The sequence below is a fragment of the Rhizobium sp. SEMIA 4085 genome (assembly GCF_013004495.1).
GTDB classification, from domain to species: domain Bacteria; phylum Pseudomonadota; class Alphaproteobacteria; order Rhizobiales; family Rhizobiaceae; genus Rhizobium; species Rhizobium gallicum.
In genome coordinates this window covers 1-15,231 of record NZ_JABEPH010000120.1, presented here as the reverse complement: position 1 = coordinate 15,231, position 15,231 = coordinate 1, and the positions used below count along the sequence as shown (strand labels likewise).

Genomic DNA, 15,231 nt, shown 5'->3' with positions numbered 1-15,231 from the left:
ACTGGTCAGCGTCATCGTCCATCGCTTCGTCGCCTCCGTTGGGCTGTCCTCTCTTTCAGCGCCTACGTCTCAGCCGTCCGTCTGCGATGCGGTACCCTGCGCAATGACGCTGTCTGGCTTCATCTTGCCGTTGATGAAGAGCGGCACGATCTTGTCGAAATATTTCAGCTTCGACGTATCCATCGGCTGGAGGACGCCGGTCGGAAAGACTTTCTTGGCAATCCAGTATTCGATGTCGGCGATGTCATAGCTGTCCGGCTGGGTGACGGCACGCTGCGCAGCAGCGTCCGAGTCCGTTGCCGTCATCTCAAGCGTGATGCCGAGGTCCTTCTTGCACTGTTCGGCGATCGCATTGATGTTGGAAACGCCCGTGCCGAACTGGCGAAGCGTGATGCTGGACTGCGCCCAAATCGTCGGAAAGCCGGTGATCAGGCCTGAGCCGGCGGCTGCGCCGATGGCCGCAGCGCCCGTCTTCAAAAGCGAACGGCGGGAAATGCCCTTCTCAGTCTTGGTTGTCTTCGTTTCAGTCGTCATGTCAGTTCCCCTTTTTTGATTGCGAAATTCATGGACGGCCGAGGAGGACGGCATCCTCCAGGGTCCAACTCAAAGACACCGCATCGCCGATCGATACGGGTTTGGCGAAGTAATCGCCGTCGCTCGCGATGACCGTGAAGTCGTCACTGCCCGCGCCGACTGCGGTGATCTTCACCGAAGCGCCGCGATATTCGATGTTGGAAACCACGCCGTGGAAGCCGAGCGTCTTTTCCGCCGGCCGTTCGAGGCGGACGCGATCGGTGCGGATGCCGATATCGACAGGATCGCCCACCTTCCTGCCCTCACCACGCACGGAAAATGTCTGGCCTTCCGGCACCTTGAGGGTGATCACGCCGCCTTCGGCAGACACGACACGACCAGATAGAACGTTGTGGTCGCCCATGAAACGGGCGACGAAAGCCGTGGCCGGCCGTTCGAAGAGCTGGCGCGGTGCTGCCGCCTGTTCGATCTTGCCCTCATTCATGACGACAATCATGTCAGCAAGCGCCATCGCCTCTTCCTGGCTATGCGTCACATGGACGAAGGTGATGCCAAGCGTCTTTTGGAGCTTCTTGAGCTCCGCGCGCATCCGGATCTTCAAGAACGGGTCGAGGGCCGACAAAGGCTCGTCAAGCAAGAGCGCTTCCGGATCGGTGATCAGCGCGCGCGCCAGCGCCACACGCTGCTGCTGGCCACCCGAAAGCTGCGCCGGACGCCTGCTCGCGTAGGCTTCCATCTGCATCAGCTTCAGCATCTCCAGCGCCTTGGCCCGGCGCTCGTCCTTGCCGACCCCCTTCATCTTCAGGCTGAAGGCGACATTGTCGATAAGGTCCAGATGCGGAAAGAGTGCATAAGACTGAAACATCATCGCCGTGCCGCGCTTGGCGGGAGGAAAGTCGGTCACAACCGTATTGCCGAGGCGGATATCGCCCGTCGAGATGCTTTCATGGCCAGCGATCATGCGAAGCGTCGAGGTCTTGCCGCAGCCGGATGGGCCGAGGAAGCAGCAATATGATCCAGCCGGAATCTTCAAGCTGATGGCATGCACAGCAGTCGTCGCGCCATAAACCTTCGAAACGGATGCTATATCGATTTCCGCCGCTTTCGACATCATGTCTTCCCCTGTTCGAGAAAGATCAATGCATCCGCCGTGCCAGTTTCGTCGCCAGCGTCAAACCCGAAGAATCACTGGGCTTTTTGGAACATCCAAGGGGCGCGCCCAACTGGGTCTTTCATCGACCTGCACAGGAAATAGGCTTTTGTCTGCAATTTATGCAGATAATCGTATACAATTTGGACTGTATTTTGCTCGCAAATTCCATTTAACTTTTCTTCCGAAGCTGTCTATCATCGGGGCGATAATCAGGTATCCGATTTCATGAAGTCCACCTCTGACGCCGTTCTTTCGGCAGATGATTCAGCCGAGACAAGCACGCAGCAAATTCGTGATGCCATCCGCGATGCGATCGTCGAGCGGCGCCTTTCTCCCGGTACGAAACTTTCCGAAGCCGATGTCGGAAATCTCTTCAACGTCAGCCGCACGCTTGCCCGCGCCGCGCTCCAGGCTCTGTCCTATGAGGGCCTCGTCAGCGTCGAGAAGAACCGTGGCGCCTTCGTCGCCTATCCGTCCCCGGACGAAGCCCGTCAGATTTTCGCTGCCCGCCGGCTCGTGGAGCCCGGAATCCTGCGCGAAGCGGCCGCGCGCATTACACCTTCGCAAATCCAGCATCTGAGGCAGCTTCTATTGGAAGAGGGCCGTCTGATGAGCGAGCGCGGCCAATCAGCGCGACGCGCGGAAATCAAGGCCTCCGGCGATTTTCACTTAATGCTCGCACAGATTTCCGGCAATGCCATCATGCAGCGCTTCATGGAAGAGCTCGTCGCCCGCTCCTCGCTTGTCATCGCGCTCTACGGTCAGTCGACCGTATCGAGCTGCGGCCACACAGAGCACGGCGATATCGTTGCGGCTATTGAACACGACGATCTCGATACCGCCTGCCGCCTGATGGTGCACCATATTTCCCATATCGAAGCCGATCTGGATCTGCGCGAACGCAAAAGCTTCGGATTGAAGGAGGCGTTTGCGATCTAGGATCCAGCCAGCTTGGCGGACGAAGGCCATTACCGGCTGTCGGAGCATCGCCAACTCGGTTTCATTGCCGTGGTCTATCGGCGAAATGAGACATGCCAAATTCCGCCGCTTTCTGGTTGGATCTCCTGGCTTCGTCGAGCCAGAACGGAAACAACGACGCCTCGTGGAACAGGCCCGGCACGACGTCGAGCCGCACATCGACATTTGCAGCCTTCAGCTTTTCGAAAAGACGCTGGACATCCCCCCGCAAAGCCTCCTTTTCGCCGACCTGCAGCAGGGTCGGAGGAAAACCTGAATAATCGCTGTTTATCGGCGAGACCGTTTGAAGCGAGGGACTACCCTTCCCCGCATACTCCTTCCCCACCTGTTGCAGCCATTCGCGGCTGACGGAAACCTCGTCTTCGCCATGCGCCGGAACCCCCGCACCCCCAAAATCGGCAACCGGGCTGATAGCGATCACGGCAGCGGGCTTCTCGCCGTTCGTGGCGATCTGGCGAAGGGACATTTGAAGCGCCAAGGTTCCGCCGACGGAGTCTCCGATTACCACAATGTTTGCCGCCTCGTAGCCGGATTCAAGGAGCCAGCGAAATGCGGTGACGGAATCGTCGACCTGCCTCGGAAAGCGGTACTGAGGCAAAAGCCGATATTCGATCAGCAGCACATCGGCAGACGAGGCCTTCGCGAACGACGCGGCGATGTTGCGATGACTACGCAAGGAGCCGGCATAAAAGCCTCCACCGTGGAGATAGAGGATCGCCCGCTTGCCAAGCGGGTGGTGGAGGCGAGCGGGCCAGATCAACTCGCCGTCAACGCCATCGGCATCGACCTGGCGTATCTGCACCCGGGTTGGCTCAGGCGTGGCCCTCATCGCCTCCTCGAAGCGCAGCCTCCGATCGCGAAAATCACTCCTGCGGTCCAGAAGCCGCGCGATGATTTCCTTGGCGCGCGATCGCGGGTCCGACTTTGTTGCGCTGGCGTCGTCGGCACGGGCAATGTCGATCGGTGATGATACCAGGAGCAAGCATGCCATCGCCCTGCCAGCCAAACCGGTTTTTGATCGCAATGGCATGAAACTCCTCTCGATCCTCGCCTCGCCTGAATATCAGTGATCCGGCCAAGACTGTAGCGGCAATTGCTATCGTGTAAAGAAAGGGAAGCAGTTGCCAGGCTTATTTGTCCAGGGCCCGCCGCAACGCTCGGCAACACGCCGGCGTCGGGAAAATCTTCGCAAAGCCGACACCTGGCCACGGCCAATACCGGTGGCTGTTTGGCCGATGCAATGATCTGCGCCGGATTGACGAACTGCGACGCGATCACAAGAAAAGCGTCGTGATCATATGGACGACAGCCATGACATTGATCGATTGGGTGGCGCGAGAACACCGGAGTCGCAATGGCTGATCGCCAACCAGGAAACGGGCTTGAAGCGCCAAGGGTAAGTTACTTTGGCAAAAAAGGGTAAGCTTTTGACCCAAAAAGGTAAGTTATCGTGGCCATTGGCCTCTGAAACGACACGCACGATGGCGAAGTTGATGTTCATGCCGACGAGGAACCGGCGGCTACTCGCTGCGGGCCGTCGCTCGATGACGCTGGGACCGCGCCAGTTCGACAAACCGGCGCTTGACCTCCTCGAACAGTGCCGGCGGCAGAGGGCCGCAATAGCCGCTTTCATTCTCCGACGGCCTGATATCTGGCCCTGGCCAGACAAAGCGGTTGCTCTCCGTCAACACGATCCACGAGCGTTCGTCATCCAATCCAAGGCGCCGCTTGGTGGCTGCCGGAATCTCGATTGCTTCTTCGGGTTTGGACGGCGGAGAGTGCGTCACTGGCAAAACGCGCACCACCGGAGTTCCGTCCTCCAGGGCCGCAACGATGGCCAGAACGAGCGCCGGACTATCCTTGTCACCCTCTTCCCGTCCTTCAAGATGCTGCCAGTACCAGAGATAGGAATAGCGGAAGATCCAGCCGACCTTTGGTTTCAGTCGGCAGCATGCTTGCCCGTCGTCAGCTCGGCATTAAGATGATCGGAACCCGGTTCCATTTCGGCTTGCTCGACCGCAGCAATATCAGCATCGCTCAACACCGTTGTCGCCTCGACGCGACGGTCACGCCTGGCCAAACGCATATAATCTTCATAGGCGATCAACACGGTCCGCGGACGCCCGTTCTTGGTGATAATGACCGGCTCACGCACGGCGGCATCCTGATAGGCACCGAAATTCTTCGATACGGCTGCAGCAGTCACGGTCGATGTCATGGCGCATATCCTATTTTCCGTAAAATACGGGATTTCCGGACTTTATTCAACAATCCATCAAAAAGGCACCAAACATCGCGAATAAAATCCCCGTCCGACTGCGTTCTGCTCAAACGCGCCGAGGAGCTCGATGCCATCCTGCCGCTGGATCGCCGTGACCAGTTGGCGGGGCTCTTGACCGACGATGACGCCGCCACGCTGAAGCATCTTGCCAACGAAGGCATGGGCGAGAACACGTTGCGTGCGCTCGCTTCCGACCTCGCCTATCACGAAGCCCGGTGCCAGTTTGCCACCGGTTCCCCCTGGCCGGCCCCTCAATCGCTGCTTCTGAAATTCGTCGTCGCCGATCATCCTGTGGGATCCGGAAAAGCGCGTCACTACACCTTCGAAGTATAAACCTTCACGCGCGTAAACGCCCGCGGCGCCAGCATCAGTCGCCGATGGTGCAGAGCGGGCTCTCCCGTCCAAAGGCGTCGCGCGCCCGCACGGCATAGCGCACGCCCGATTGCGGCGATACATGCAAGTAGGCCGTCGAGATCAGAGGAACGGGATTGACCTTCTCGAAGATCTTTCCATCGGTGCTGGTCAAAACGTCGTAGAAAATGCCCGGACGGGCATCGCCTGCGGCCCAAAACAGCATCCGTTGCGGCCGCTCTCCAAGACCGCGATAGCGCCTCGCCGTCAGCCCGGTCGGAGCGGACGGCGCCGCACCCGTGTCGGGCACCACCAGTATCTGCGTGAGGGAGGGCAATGGCACGTCAAGGTCGAGACTGATCCGGCCGTCCTGCGCGTCGACGATACTGATCGGGTGCAAAAGCGCAGGTTCCTGGGCTCGCCGCAATTCGGCAAACTGATCGGCGGTGGGCTCGCGCGGCGCGCCGACCGGCTCCCACGGACCGCGCGGATTGCTTTCGTCGCGCTGCGCCTCCCACACTTCCATGGGATTGGTAAACTCATCGTCGATGCGCAGCAGGCAAACGCCATGACGGCCCGGCTCCAGTCCGTCGATTTGAAGCCGCACCGACGTGCGGCCGGACTGTGTGATTGCATCGACGGAGTGGATCAGCGCGATCGAGGCGCCGCCATCGGCAAGTTTTGTAGGCAGGATGGCCAGTCCGTCTATATCCGGATCGAGTTTCGGATATGCTGTCGCCTCGCAGAGTGTATCGCCCAGCGTTGCCAGCAGTTCGAGCGACGTCAGGCCGGGCTTTTTGATCTGCTCGAAAGGCGGGGCGGCGTCGACGTCAGTTGCCAGCGTGCTAAGATCGGTCTTGTGCTCCCATTGCGCCCGCCGAAAATTGCGGGGTCCGAAGTAAGCAAAGATCGTTCTCTGCCCCCAGCCGCCGATGAAGGCGTGATCGTTGCTCAGAAACGTGAAGTCGGCCGCCTTGGGCGCGATGATGCGGCGCTCGTGCTGCTCGATGATCTTGCCGATGATGGCGGCATAATAGGCCCTTCCGTGCCACGAGTGTTGGTCGGACCAACCAAGCTGCGGATCGCATTCATCATTGACGATCGGCAATTCAGCGAGCCGTGGATGATGCTGCCTCAAATAGTCGACGACGAGCAGCGTGCGGTCGATGATGCCGTTGCTGTTGGGCGTCAGATCCTCGATGCTGCCGTTGACGCCCTTTTCATGGATGGAAATGAAGTCGATCCGCGGCGGGCCGTCGTTGGTCAGGCAGCTCACGCCTTTATCGCAGTGCGCAACGATGGCGCGAAAGATCGGCGAGAGCGTGCGCGCGGTCCCGGGACCGCCCATCGGCAAGGCGCGATCGACGGCGTCGAGCCCGGCGACGCAGGCATCGTAGTAGTTTGTGTAGCCCCTCTCACCGTAGGTCCACCAGCCGGAGTCCGCCTCATTGGTCGTCTCGAAAAACCAGCTGCGAAGCTCCTCCATGCCATAGCGCCCGGCATAACGGTCCGCCACCGCCGTGACCAGGTCGCGCCACGCCTTGACCTGGTCGATGTTCTCATAGTCGGTAAAGATGCCGGATGGATTGCCCATCAACTCGAAGAACGGTTTGAGCCGATGCTCGACCATCACGTCGAGAGCGCGGTCGAGCAGCGACCAGTCATATCTGGGGTTTGCAATGCCTCCGATCACCGTCAGCAGGTTGAGCAGATAGTGAATGCGTAGATAGCGGACGCCTTCATGCGGTACGCCGCCGAGATAGGCGACCATCTGGCGCATTTCCGGCTCCAGCAGCAGTTCTGCGGGAGAAAAGCCCGTGCCGCGCCAGAAGCGTTTGAAAGGACGCACCGGCTTACTCACGTCAACATTTATCTGTGTGCGCTGGCGCATTCGCGCAATCTCCTTGGTTGATCGAAGAGGCTATTTGAACTTGGCGCGCATTGCGTCGATGCCTGGAATGACCCCGGTCAGATGCTCATGCTTCGGGTCGAAGCGTTGGATAAGGCCGCGTCGGTGCTTGCCGACAAGGATGGTGAAGATATAGCTGCGGTGTCCGGGCGAGGTGACCGTCGGATGATAACCGCGGTCGAGCAGGAACGTATCGCCGCTGCGGGTCATGAATGTCTCGACCGGCCCGTGCTCCTCATAGACGATCTGTCCACCGAAACCGGTCTCCGGCCAGAAACGGTAATGGTAGAGCTCTTCGTGACGACTTTCGACATCGCCGCACTCGGTGTCGTGCTTGTGGGGCGGGTAGCCTGACCAGCAGCCATCGCCGGCGTAGAGTTCGCTCACCAGGAGATGACCGCAGCGCCCGTTCTGGCGTTGGCCGAGCAGATGGGCTATGCGGCGCTGACTATGCGTCTCCGAGGAGCCGACATTGACCGCGTCGACCTCTTCAGGCGTGACGCGGAAAGCTGCATAGCGCCTCTCGCAGATCCCACCGGCGACGGCGATCTCGACACTCTCGCTTATTGCCGTGACGACGACCTCCGCATCGACGGGCGCATAAACGGAATCCGCGTCACCTGACCAGATGTCGGCGCGTTGGCCGACTGCTTCGAAGCGAATGCCGTCGACTTCGATGTCGACCCTGCCCGAGAGCACGACATAGAGGCTTTCATGCGCCGGCAGCCGCCTTCGCTCCTGACGGCCGGCGCAAAGCTTGAGAAGGTCGAAATAAATCAGCTCCAGGGTGGCCGACGATTGGTCGACGAGCGGACGGGCGCGGATCTCGCTAAGGGAAATGAGTTCGGGCATTCAATGCAACTCCGCAAGTGCGTGCTCGTCGAAGGGGGTGAGCTTCAAGGTTTCGGCGTGGTGGCAAGCGACGGAATGGCCATCCATCTTGACTGGCCGCAGTGGCGGTACGTGGCTCTTGCAGAGGTCTGTAACGTAGCGGCAGCGGGGGTGGAACGGACAGCCTGAAGGAGGGTTCGCCGGATCCGCCACTTCGCCGGCGAGCCGGATGCGGCGGCCTCGGCGGCGCAGCCGTGGATCCGGGATCGGAACGGCCGAAAGAAGGGCCTCGGTATAAGGGTGGCGAGGGCTGGCGAAAATGGCGTTGGTCGATGCCTTTTCCACGACCCTCCCCATATACATGACCGCGACGTTGTCGCAGATGTGACGAACGACCGAAAGGTCGTGCGCCACGAAGAGGTAGGTCAGCCCGAAACGCTCCTGCAGATCCTGCAGCAGGTTGATTGTCTGCGCCTGGACGCTCACGTCCAGAGCCGAGACAGCCTCGTCGGCGATCACCAGACGCGGTTCGGGCGCCAGCGCGCGGGCGATGCTGATGCGCTGCCTTTCTCCGCCCGAAAAGGCGTGCGGATAGCGGCGCATGAATTCGGGTCGAAGTCCGACGCTGCGCAGCAGCTCGGCGACCCGATCCACCAGTTCCGAGCCGGTTGCGATCCCATTCACCTTCAGCACCTCGCCGATGATGTCGATGACACGCATGCGCGGGTTAAGGGAGGATTGCGGATCCTGGAAGACGACGCGGATATCGCGGTGGATCTCTTTCAGCCCCGGTCCGGACAATGTCGCAAGATCGATGGGCGCACCGCTGCGCCCGGTATAGACGATCTCGCCTGCCGTCGGGCGGTAAACACGCAGGATGGTGCGTGCGAGCGTCGACTTTCCGCAACCGGATTCGCCGACGATGCCCAGCGTCTCGCCGCTATCGACGCTGAGTGACACGCCGTCGACGGCCTTGATATGGCCGACGACACGCCGGAATGCACCTCGATGGATCGGGAAATGCATTTTGAGATTCTGCAATTGGAGCAGCGGGTCCTGTCGCCGGGGTGCGTCAGCCGTCATCGGGTCTCTCCGTGCAGGAGGCAGCTTGCAACGTGGCCTTTCGAAATCGTAACCGGCTCGGGAGCCTTTCGATCGCAAAGCCCTGCCACCGCCTTTGCGCAGCGCGGGTGAAAGCCGCATCCCTGAGGACGGTCTAAGGGCGAAGGCACCATGCCCTCGATGGTCGGGAGCCGCTTTGTCCCACCGGCATGCATCCGCGGAACCGATTGCAGGAGCGCCCTGGTGTAGGGATGTGCCGGCGCGTGGAAGATGGTGTCGACGTCGCCGGTCTCGACGACTTTGCCCAGATACATGACGACCACATCATCGGCGATCTCAGACACCACGCCGAGATCGTGGGTGACAAACAGCACCGAAAGATTGAAGTCGGCCTGCAGCGTCGAAAGCAGGTCGAGGATATTAGCCTGCGTCGTCACGTCAAGTGCCGTGGTCGGCTCGTCGGCGATCAGGAGCTTTGGGCGACAGGAAAGCGCAAGCGCAATACAGACGCGCTGGCGCATGCCGCCGGAAAATTGGAAAGCGTAGCTCTCCATACGCTCCGTCGGGCGGGGAATGCCGACAAGCGCCAACGTCTCGATCGCATGCTCTTTCGCTTCGCGTCGGCCCATGTTCAGATGCAGGCGAATGACTTCGATCATCTGATTGCCAATCGTGTGGACCGGCGAGAGTGCGGCCATCGGCTCCTGGCTGATCAGGGCGATCTGAGCGCCGCGGATCGCCCGCATTTCCTTGCCGCGTGGATCGAGCGCGACAATGTCCACCGGCGGCTTGCCGGCGTCGGGCCTGTAGCGGATTGCGCCGGACACGACGCGCCCGCCGCGTGGAACCTGGTTCAGAATCGAGCGCCCGGTAATGCTTTTGCCGGAGCCGGATTCGCCCACGACGCACACCGTCCTGCCGCGCGGGATCGAGAAAGACACACCGTCGACCGCCCGCACTAATCCCGCATTGCCGAAGAAATGGGTGTGGAGGTTGTCGACCTCGATCAGCAGGTCCGGCGCCGCGCTCCGGTCGGGCTCTTTAGCGGGCATGCGTTTAGTACTCATAGGGATCTGCAGCATCGCGTATTCCATCCCCAAGAAAGTTGAGCGCAAGGACCGTGATGATCACCGCCAGTCCGGGCAGGAACAACCATGGCGCGTTGGAGACAGCGAGGATGTTCTGCGCCTCCTGCAGCAAGACACCCCAGCTCACCACCGGAGGTCTGAGCCCAATGCCCAGGAAAGACAGCGCCGTCTCGGCCAGGATCATGGTGGGGATCGCCAGCGTCACCGAGGCGATGATATGGCTCATGAACGACGGCACCATATGTCGCCAGATGATGCGCATCTTGGAACAGCCGTCGAGCTGGGCGGCGATAACGAAGTCCTCAGACTTGAGCGACAGGAAGCGACCACGCACCACGCGTGCCATGTCAGTCCAGCCGATCAGCGACAGGATGACAGTGATCCAGAGGTAGACAACGATCGGGTCGGTGCTGATCGGAACGGCCGCCGCCAGCCCCATCCAGAGCGGGATGGTCGGTATCGACTTCAAAAGCTCGATGCCGCGCTGGATGACATCATCCCCCCAACCGCCGTAGAGGCCCGATATGCCCCCTAAAAGAATGCCGAGGATCAGACTGATGGTGACGCCGATAAGGCCCACCGACATCGAGATACGGGTGCCATGGATGGTTCTGCTGAGCACGTCACGGCCCAGCCGGTCAGCACCAAAGAGGTAAAAGGGTTGGCCCGGTTCGAGCGGACCGATCAAGTGACGGTTCGTCTCGAACAGGCCCCAGAACCGGTAAGGCTCGCCCTTGACGAAAAAACCAACAGGGATGAGCGTGTTCGGATCGGGTTCGTAGATACGGCTGAGTGCAATCGGGTCGACCTTGGCGGAGTAGCCGTTCACATAGAGCATGTGGAACGCGCCGTTGGCGTCATAGCCCGCAAACCTGATTCGCTGCGGCGGGGCATAGGTGAAGCGTGGATCGTAAGCCTGCTCCGACATCGGCGCCAGGAACTCGGCGAAGGCGGCAATCAGATAGACGAGTACGATGACGGCGCCGGAAACCAAAGCCACCCGGTGTTGACAAAAGCGCCACCAGATCAACCGCCATTGCCCCGCAGAAGCGTTTGCGTTCTTGGCGGGCCGAATCTCGGGGATGGCCGTTGCCACGGTTTGATCGGCCATTGCGCTTGCCTCCTCTTTAACCGTTGCGGATGCGCGGATCGAGCCATGCAAGAAGCAGGTCGGAGATCAGCGTACCGATGAGGGTAAGGATGCTCATGAGCAGAATGATGCTGCCGGCCAGATACATATCTTGGGCAAAGAGCGCGCTGAGCAGCAGCGGCCCGGTTGTCGGCAGGCTGAGCACGATGGACACCACGACCGCTCCGGAAACGAGATGCGGCAAGACCCAGCCGAGCGTTGAGACGAACGGGTTGAGCGCCACGCGCACCGGATACTTCAAGAGCAGCCTGGTTTCGCTGAGACCGCGGGCGCGCGCCATGTCGACATAGGGCTTGTTAAGCTCATCCAGCAGGTTTGCTCGCATGATGCGGATAAGCGCTGCCGTCGCGCCGGTGCCGAGCACGATGACCGGGATCCACATGTGCTTCATGAGATCCCAAAGCTTGCCCCAGCTCCAGGCCGCATTCATGTATTCGGGTGAGAACAGTCCACCGATGCTCAGCCCGAAATAGTGAGCGCTGAAATACATCAGCACCAGCGCCAGCAGGAAGCTTGGAATGGCAAGGCCGAGGAAGCCGAAGAAGGTGGCGACGTAGTCGCCGACGGAATATTGCCGCACTGCCGAATAGATGCCGATCGGGAATGCCACCGCCCACACGAAGATCAGTGTGATGAGCGAAACCACCACCGTCAGGCTCCCGCGCGGCCAGATAAGCTCGCGGACCGGTTTGTTCCAGTCGAAAGACTGCCCGAAATCGCCGCGCAGCAAAATGCCGCTGATCCACTTCCAGTATTGGACGATCAAGGGCTGATCGAGTCCATAGCGCTCGCGCAGGCCCGCGAGCACCCCGGGATCGATGGTTTCGTTCTGCGACGCCAGCCGGGCGGTCAAAGCAGTCAGGAAATCACCCGGCGGAAGCTGGATGATGATGAATGTGACGATCGAAATCACGAACATCATCGGGATCATGTAGAGCAGGCGTCTGATCATGAATCCGGCCATTTCCTCGCTCCTTGCCGTGTATGTGGGCAGATCTGCTGCGACACGAAACAAGGGCGGCGGCAGGACTTGTCGCCGCCCGGTTCGGAAGGTCAGTTTTCGTAGTAGAAGGTCTCCGGCTTCACCGGCCCGGGGATCATGTAGAAAGAGGTGCTCGGGATGACGTCGGGCACATTGCGCATATTCTTCTTGACGATCCCGACGCGGTCGGGTTCGAGGTTGGTACCGATGATGTAGAATTGGTCGCGTGTAATGGCGAGCAGTTCCTTCATGGCCGCGAGCTGCTGCTCAAGTGTCGCACTCTGCTGCACCTTCCGGTACAGATCCATCTGCTTCTTGGCTTCCTCGCTCGGCTCCTCGGCATTCGGATCGTTGGGGTTCTGGTAGTAAAGACCCCAGGCGGTCGCGAAGCTCGATTCATATTCATGCGGGAAGTACCATTTGGGATCGAGCAGTCCCAGAAAATCGTAGCCTCCGCCGCCGACCCAGCCGATGCCATCGTTCTCGTTGGTCTGGAGACGGGCGAAGATGAGCGAGCGCTCCGTCGGTCGCGGCTGCATATCGATGCCGACGGTCCTCCAGTAGCGCTGGATCAATTCGAGCGCGTCACTTTGGATCGGACTCCCCGTCAGTACGTCTATGGCGAAGGTTACCCGCCTGCCGTCCGGCCCGAGTCTGTACCCTTCGGCGTCGCGAGTCGTCAGTCCCGCCTTGTCGAGATACCGGTTGGCAAGATTGACGTCGTACTTGAGGTATTGGGTCGCCATCTGCTCGTCATAGAGCGCGCTGCCTTCACGCGGAGCGGCCTGGTATGGTTTCGATTGGCCGGCGTAGATGAGCTGGTTGAGCTCCTCGCGGTTGATCGCGTGGCTGAGACCGATGCGAAAGTTCTTGTCTGAGAAGACCTTGCGCAGCACCTTGTTCTTGTGGGTCTGGTTCAGCGTGATAAGCAAGGCGTTTGACCAAGCCGGCCGCGCGATGAAAAGCCTGTATCCGCCCTTTTCCTGATTCTGAACGATGACCGGCCGGGCGTCCGTGGTCTCGATGAAACGGTTCTGCATGTCGATCTCGCCATTGATCGCCTTCAGAATGATCGCCTGTGTGTCCTCCATCACGTCGATGGTGACCTTGTCGAGATAGGGCAGCTGGTTGCCGGCGGTGTCGACTTTCGCATAGTAGGGGTTGCGCTCGGCCACGACCTGCGATGTGCCCACATAGGGGGCGGCCAGCATCCAGGCGTCGAGCACCGGGCGGCCGACATCGCGCCAGCGGCCGGGGAACGAGATCTTGTTGTTGAAGAGCTGCACCCAGTCTGCCGCACCGGCCTGCTTGACCAGCGCGGCAATGCCTTCTGGATTGAAATCCTTGTGGAATTTCTTGAGGTAGTGCGCCGGCGAGGCGGCAAGGATATCGGCGCCGCGGATGGTGGCCATGTTCATCAGGAACAGGCCGTTGGGCGCCTTGAATCTAAACACGACTTTGTAGTCGCCAAGCTTTTCGACTTTGACTGGCTCGCCGCCTGCCGTCAGCCATGCCGGGGGCGAGGGCGTGATTTCCTTGTTGCGCAGGACATGCTCGTCCCAGAAGATCAGGTCGTCGGCGCTGAAGGGCTCGCCGTCCGACCAGCGGGTGCCTTCGCGCAGGGTGAACGTGTATTCAGTGGCGTCGGCATTAACCTCGAAACTCTCGGCGATATCGGGAATGACCTCGGTCCATTCGGGGTTCCAGCGGACAAGCCGGGTATAGCCGATCGAGCGCTCGATCTCGCTGTCGCCGCCGCCGAAAGTGGCGGTGCGCCAGGTGCCGCCGTAGCTGCCAACCGACTGGAGCGGCGCAAGTACGAGGGGCTTTGCCGGCAGGCGCTTGTCAACAGGAGGCAATTTTTTTGCATCGACGAGCGCTTTGAGCTGCGGAGACTCCTGAAAAGCAACTGCAGCCCCGGCCCAGCCGGCGCCCACAACAAGTGCGAGAACGGCAGCACACGCGGCTTGCCGTGGCAGATCTCGGACGAGCTTCATCATTTCCTCCCAATGTGAACCCGCAGAACGCTGTCGTTATCTTAGTCCTTCTTTGTCTTGAGTTACGTTATCGTTACCGTAATTTTCTGTCAAATGGATTCTCCTCGCGCCTAGAATAACCGATATTTTTGCTTGGCTTTGAACTCAGATATGTGCGATATCGTTACCATCTATTTGCAGAGAGACGAGCATTTGACCCGGCATAAGGATTTCGAATCGAAGACCACAATTGCCGACGTGGCCCGCGCGGCGGGCGTGTCGCCGATGACTGTTTCACGCGTATTGAATGGCCATGGCGGCGCCAGTGCCGAAACCAGCGAGCGCGTTGTCTCGGCTGCCAGCGCGCTGAACTACCGGCCCAATCCTTTCGCACGCGGGCTGCGGTCCGACCGATCGAGAACCATTGGATTTCTGGTTCCAGACATTACCAACCCGTTCTTCCCCGAGATTATCCGCGGTGCCGAAGACGCGGCCAACGCCGCCGGCTACAATCTGCTGCTGTCGAACGTCGTGGAAAGCAGCAAGCGCGAGGCCGAGTTAATCGATGCGTTCCTGTTGCATCGTGTCGATGGAATCATCGTGTGCAGCGCGCGACTGCCGGACGCGGCGCTGCACAAGGCGCTTAGCCCACATCGGGCAGCGGTGCTTATCAACCGTGAGGCGCCGAAGGATGTCGCCGGCACGATAATGACCGACTATGAGCATGGCGCTTCGCGGGCGATCAACCACCTCGTGGCGCGTGGCCGGCGCAAGATTGCAATCATTGCCGGTCCTCGCAATTCCTATGGCGGTAAATGTCGCCTGATCGGCATCGGCAAGACCTTAGCCGAACACGGTCTCCAGGCGCCCCGGCCCATTCACTGCCCCCCCACGGTGGCCCCACGGCGCGCCGCCAGCCGAAGGCCGCGTGACGCG

The 15,231-nt window shown here is 60.3% G+C and carries 13 protein-coding genes and 2 pseudogenes; 3 read left to right on the top strand and 12 right to left on the bottom strand.

Annotated features, from left to right (window positions below; all coding sequences use genetic code 11):
• Positions 1-87 precede the first annotated feature (87 nt).
• A pseudogene (locus tag C9413_RS14205) lies at positions 88-534 on the bottom strand (twin-arginine translocation signal domain-containing protein); the annotation flags it as partial.
• 28 nt (positions 535-562) lie between these two features.
• Positions 563-1,645, bottom strand: a complete 1,083-nt coding sequence (locus C9413_RS14200; RefSeq protein WP_040116349.1) for an ABC transporter ATP-binding protein — start codon at positions 1,643-1,645, stop codon at positions 563-565.
• A gap of 267 nt (positions 1,646-1,912) precedes the next feature.
• Here C9413_RS14200 and C9413_RS14195 point away from each other — a divergent pair, with 267 nt between their 5' ends.
• The gene (locus tag C9413_RS14195) at positions 1,913-2,626 is read left to right on the top strand and encodes a GntR family transcriptional regulator (RefSeq protein ID WP_040116350.1); all 714 of its coding nucleotides are present in this window, start codon (positions 1,913-1,915) and stop codon (positions 2,624-2,626) included.
• Positions 2,627-2,687: 61 nt separating this feature from the next.
• Here C9413_RS14195 and C9413_RS14190 read toward each other — a convergent pair whose 3' ends face one another.
• The 3 genes from C9413_RS14190 to C9413_RS14180 all read right to left on the bottom strand — a co-directional run bounded on the left by C9413_RS14190 (position 2,688) and on the right by C9413_RS14180 (position 4,883).
• Positions 2,688-3,656, bottom strand: a complete 969-nt coding sequence (locus C9413_RS14190; RefSeq protein ID WP_052451903.1) for an alpha/beta hydrolase — start codon at positions 3,654-3,656, stop codon at positions 2,688-2,690.
• A gap of 529 nt (positions 3,657-4,185) precedes the next feature.
• The gene (locus tag C9413_RS14185; RefSeq protein ID WP_040116351.1) at positions 4,186-4,608 is read right to left on the bottom strand and encodes a hypothetical protein; all 423 of its coding nucleotides are present in this window, start codon (positions 4,606-4,608) and stop codon (positions 4,186-4,188) included.
• The gene (locus C9413_RS14180) at positions 4,605-4,883 is read right to left on the bottom strand and encodes a type II toxin-antitoxin system Phd/YefM family antitoxin (RefSeq protein WP_040116352.1); all 279 of its coding nucleotides are present in this window, start codon (positions 4,881-4,883) and stop codon (positions 4,605-4,607) included. Before C9413_RS14180 ends, C9413_RS14185 begins: the two co-directional genes overlap by 4 nt.
• Before the next feature lie 81 nt (positions 4,884-4,964).
• Here C9413_RS14180 and C9413_RS14175 point away from each other — a divergent pair.
• Positions 4,965-5,256 (top strand): annotated as a pseudogene (locus C9413_RS14175) (integrase); the annotation flags it as partial.
• A 57-nt stretch (positions 5,257-5,313) separates the two neighbouring features.
• Here C9413_RS14175 and C9413_RS14170 read toward each other — a convergent pair.
• The 7 genes from C9413_RS14170 to C9413_RS14140 all read right to left on the bottom strand — a co-directional run bounded on the left by C9413_RS14170 (position 5,314) and on the right by C9413_RS14140 (position 14,316).
• The gene (locus C9413_RS14170) at positions 5,314-7,188 is read right to left on the bottom strand and encodes a glycosyl hydrolase (protein ID WP_040116354.1); all 1,875 of its coding nucleotides are present in this window, start codon (positions 7,186-7,188) and stop codon (positions 5,314-5,316) included.
• A gap of 30 nt (positions 7,189-7,218) precedes the next feature.
• A complete protein-coding gene (locus C9413_RS14165; RefSeq protein ID WP_040116355.1) occupies positions 7,219-8,058 on the bottom strand; it encodes a 5-deoxy-glucuronate isomerase in 840 nt (279 codons plus the stop codon).
• A complete protein-coding gene (locus tag C9413_RS14160; RefSeq protein WP_040116356.1) occupies positions 8,059-9,120 on the bottom strand; it encodes an oligopeptide/dipeptide ABC transporter ATP-binding protein in 1,062 nt (353 codons plus the stop codon). It lies immediately after the preceding gene.
• Positions 9,117-10,166 (bottom strand): ABC transporter ATP-binding protein, encoded by a 1,050-nt coding sequence (locus C9413_RS14155; RefSeq protein ID WP_052451904.1) that lies wholly within the window; start codon positions 10,164-10,166, stop codon positions 9,117-9,119. Before C9413_RS14155 ends, C9413_RS14160 begins: the two co-directional genes overlap by 4 nt.
• The gene (locus C9413_RS14150) at positions 10,156-11,298 is read right to left on the bottom strand and encodes an ABC transporter permease (protein WP_170250570.1); all 1,143 of its coding nucleotides are present in this window, start codon (positions 11,296-11,298) and stop codon (positions 10,156-10,158) included. The genes C9413_RS14155 and C9413_RS14150 overlap by 11 nt, the downstream gene beginning before the upstream one ends.
• 16 nt (positions 11,299-11,314) lie before the next feature.
• Complete coding sequence (locus C9413_RS14145; protein WP_170250569.1) at positions 11,315-12,301, bottom strand: ABC transporter permease; 987 nt, start codon at positions 12,299-12,301, stop codon at positions 11,315-11,317.
• 89 nt (positions 12,302-12,390) lie between these two features.
• Positions 12,391-14,316, bottom strand: coding sequence for an ABC transporter substrate-binding protein (locus tag C9413_RS14140; protein ID WP_040116360.1), 1,926 nt, complete (start codon positions 14,314-14,316; stop codon positions 12,391-12,393).
• A 192-nt stretch (positions 14,317-14,508) separates the two neighbouring features.
• Here C9413_RS14140 and C9413_RS14135 point away from each other — a divergent pair.
• Positions 14,509-15,231 (top strand): LacI family DNA-binding transcriptional regulator (locus tag C9413_RS14135; RefSeq protein ID WP_348648774.1); only part of this gene is annotated, 723 nt, incomplete at its 3' end.

Bases quoted from the DNA above. Each gene is read 5' to 3' on its own strand.
- C9413_RS14195 (WP_040116350.1), top strand. From the start codon at position 1,913: ATGAAGTCCACCTCTGACGCCGTTCTTTCGGCAGATGATTCAGCCGAG.
- C9413_RS14190 (WP_052451903.1), bottom strand. From the start codon at position 3,656: ATGGCATGCTTGCTCCTGGTATCATCACCGATCGACATTGCCCGTGCC.
- C9413_RS14165 (WP_040116355.1), bottom strand. From the start codon at position 8,058: ATGCCCGAACTCATTTCCCTTAGCGAGATCCGCGCCCGTCCGCTCGTC.
- C9413_RS14160 (WP_040116356.1), bottom strand. From the start codon at position 9,120: ATGACGGCTGACGCACCCCGGCGACAGGACCCGCTGCTCCAATTGCAG.
- C9413_RS14145 (WP_170250569.1), bottom strand. From the start codon at position 12,301: ATGGCCGGATTCATGATCAGACGCCTGCTCTACATGATCCCGATGATG.
- C9413_RS14150 (WP_170250570.1), bottom strand. From the start codon at position 11,298: ATGGCCGATCAAACCGTGGCAACGGCCATCCCCGAGATTCGGCCCGCC.
- C9413_RS14200 (WP_040116349.1), bottom strand. From the start codon at position 1,645: ATGTCGAAAGCGGCGGAAATCGATATAGCATCCGTTTCGAAGGTTTAT.
- C9413_RS14155 (WP_052451904.1), bottom strand. From the start codon at position 10,166: ATGAGTACTAAACGCATGCCCGCTAAAGAGCCCGACCGGAGCGCGGCG.
- C9413_RS14180 (WP_040116352.1), bottom strand. From the start codon at position 4,883: ATGACATCGACCGTGACTGCTGCAGCCGTATCGAAGAATTTCGGTGCC.
- C9413_RS14170 (WP_040116354.1), bottom strand. From the start codon at position 7,188: ATGCGCCAGCGCACACAGATAAATGTTGACGTGAGTAAGCCGGTGCGT.
- C9413_RS14140 (WP_040116360.1), bottom strand. From the start codon at position 14,316: ATGAAGCTCGTCCGAGATCTGCCACGGCAAGCCGCGTGTGCTGCCGTT.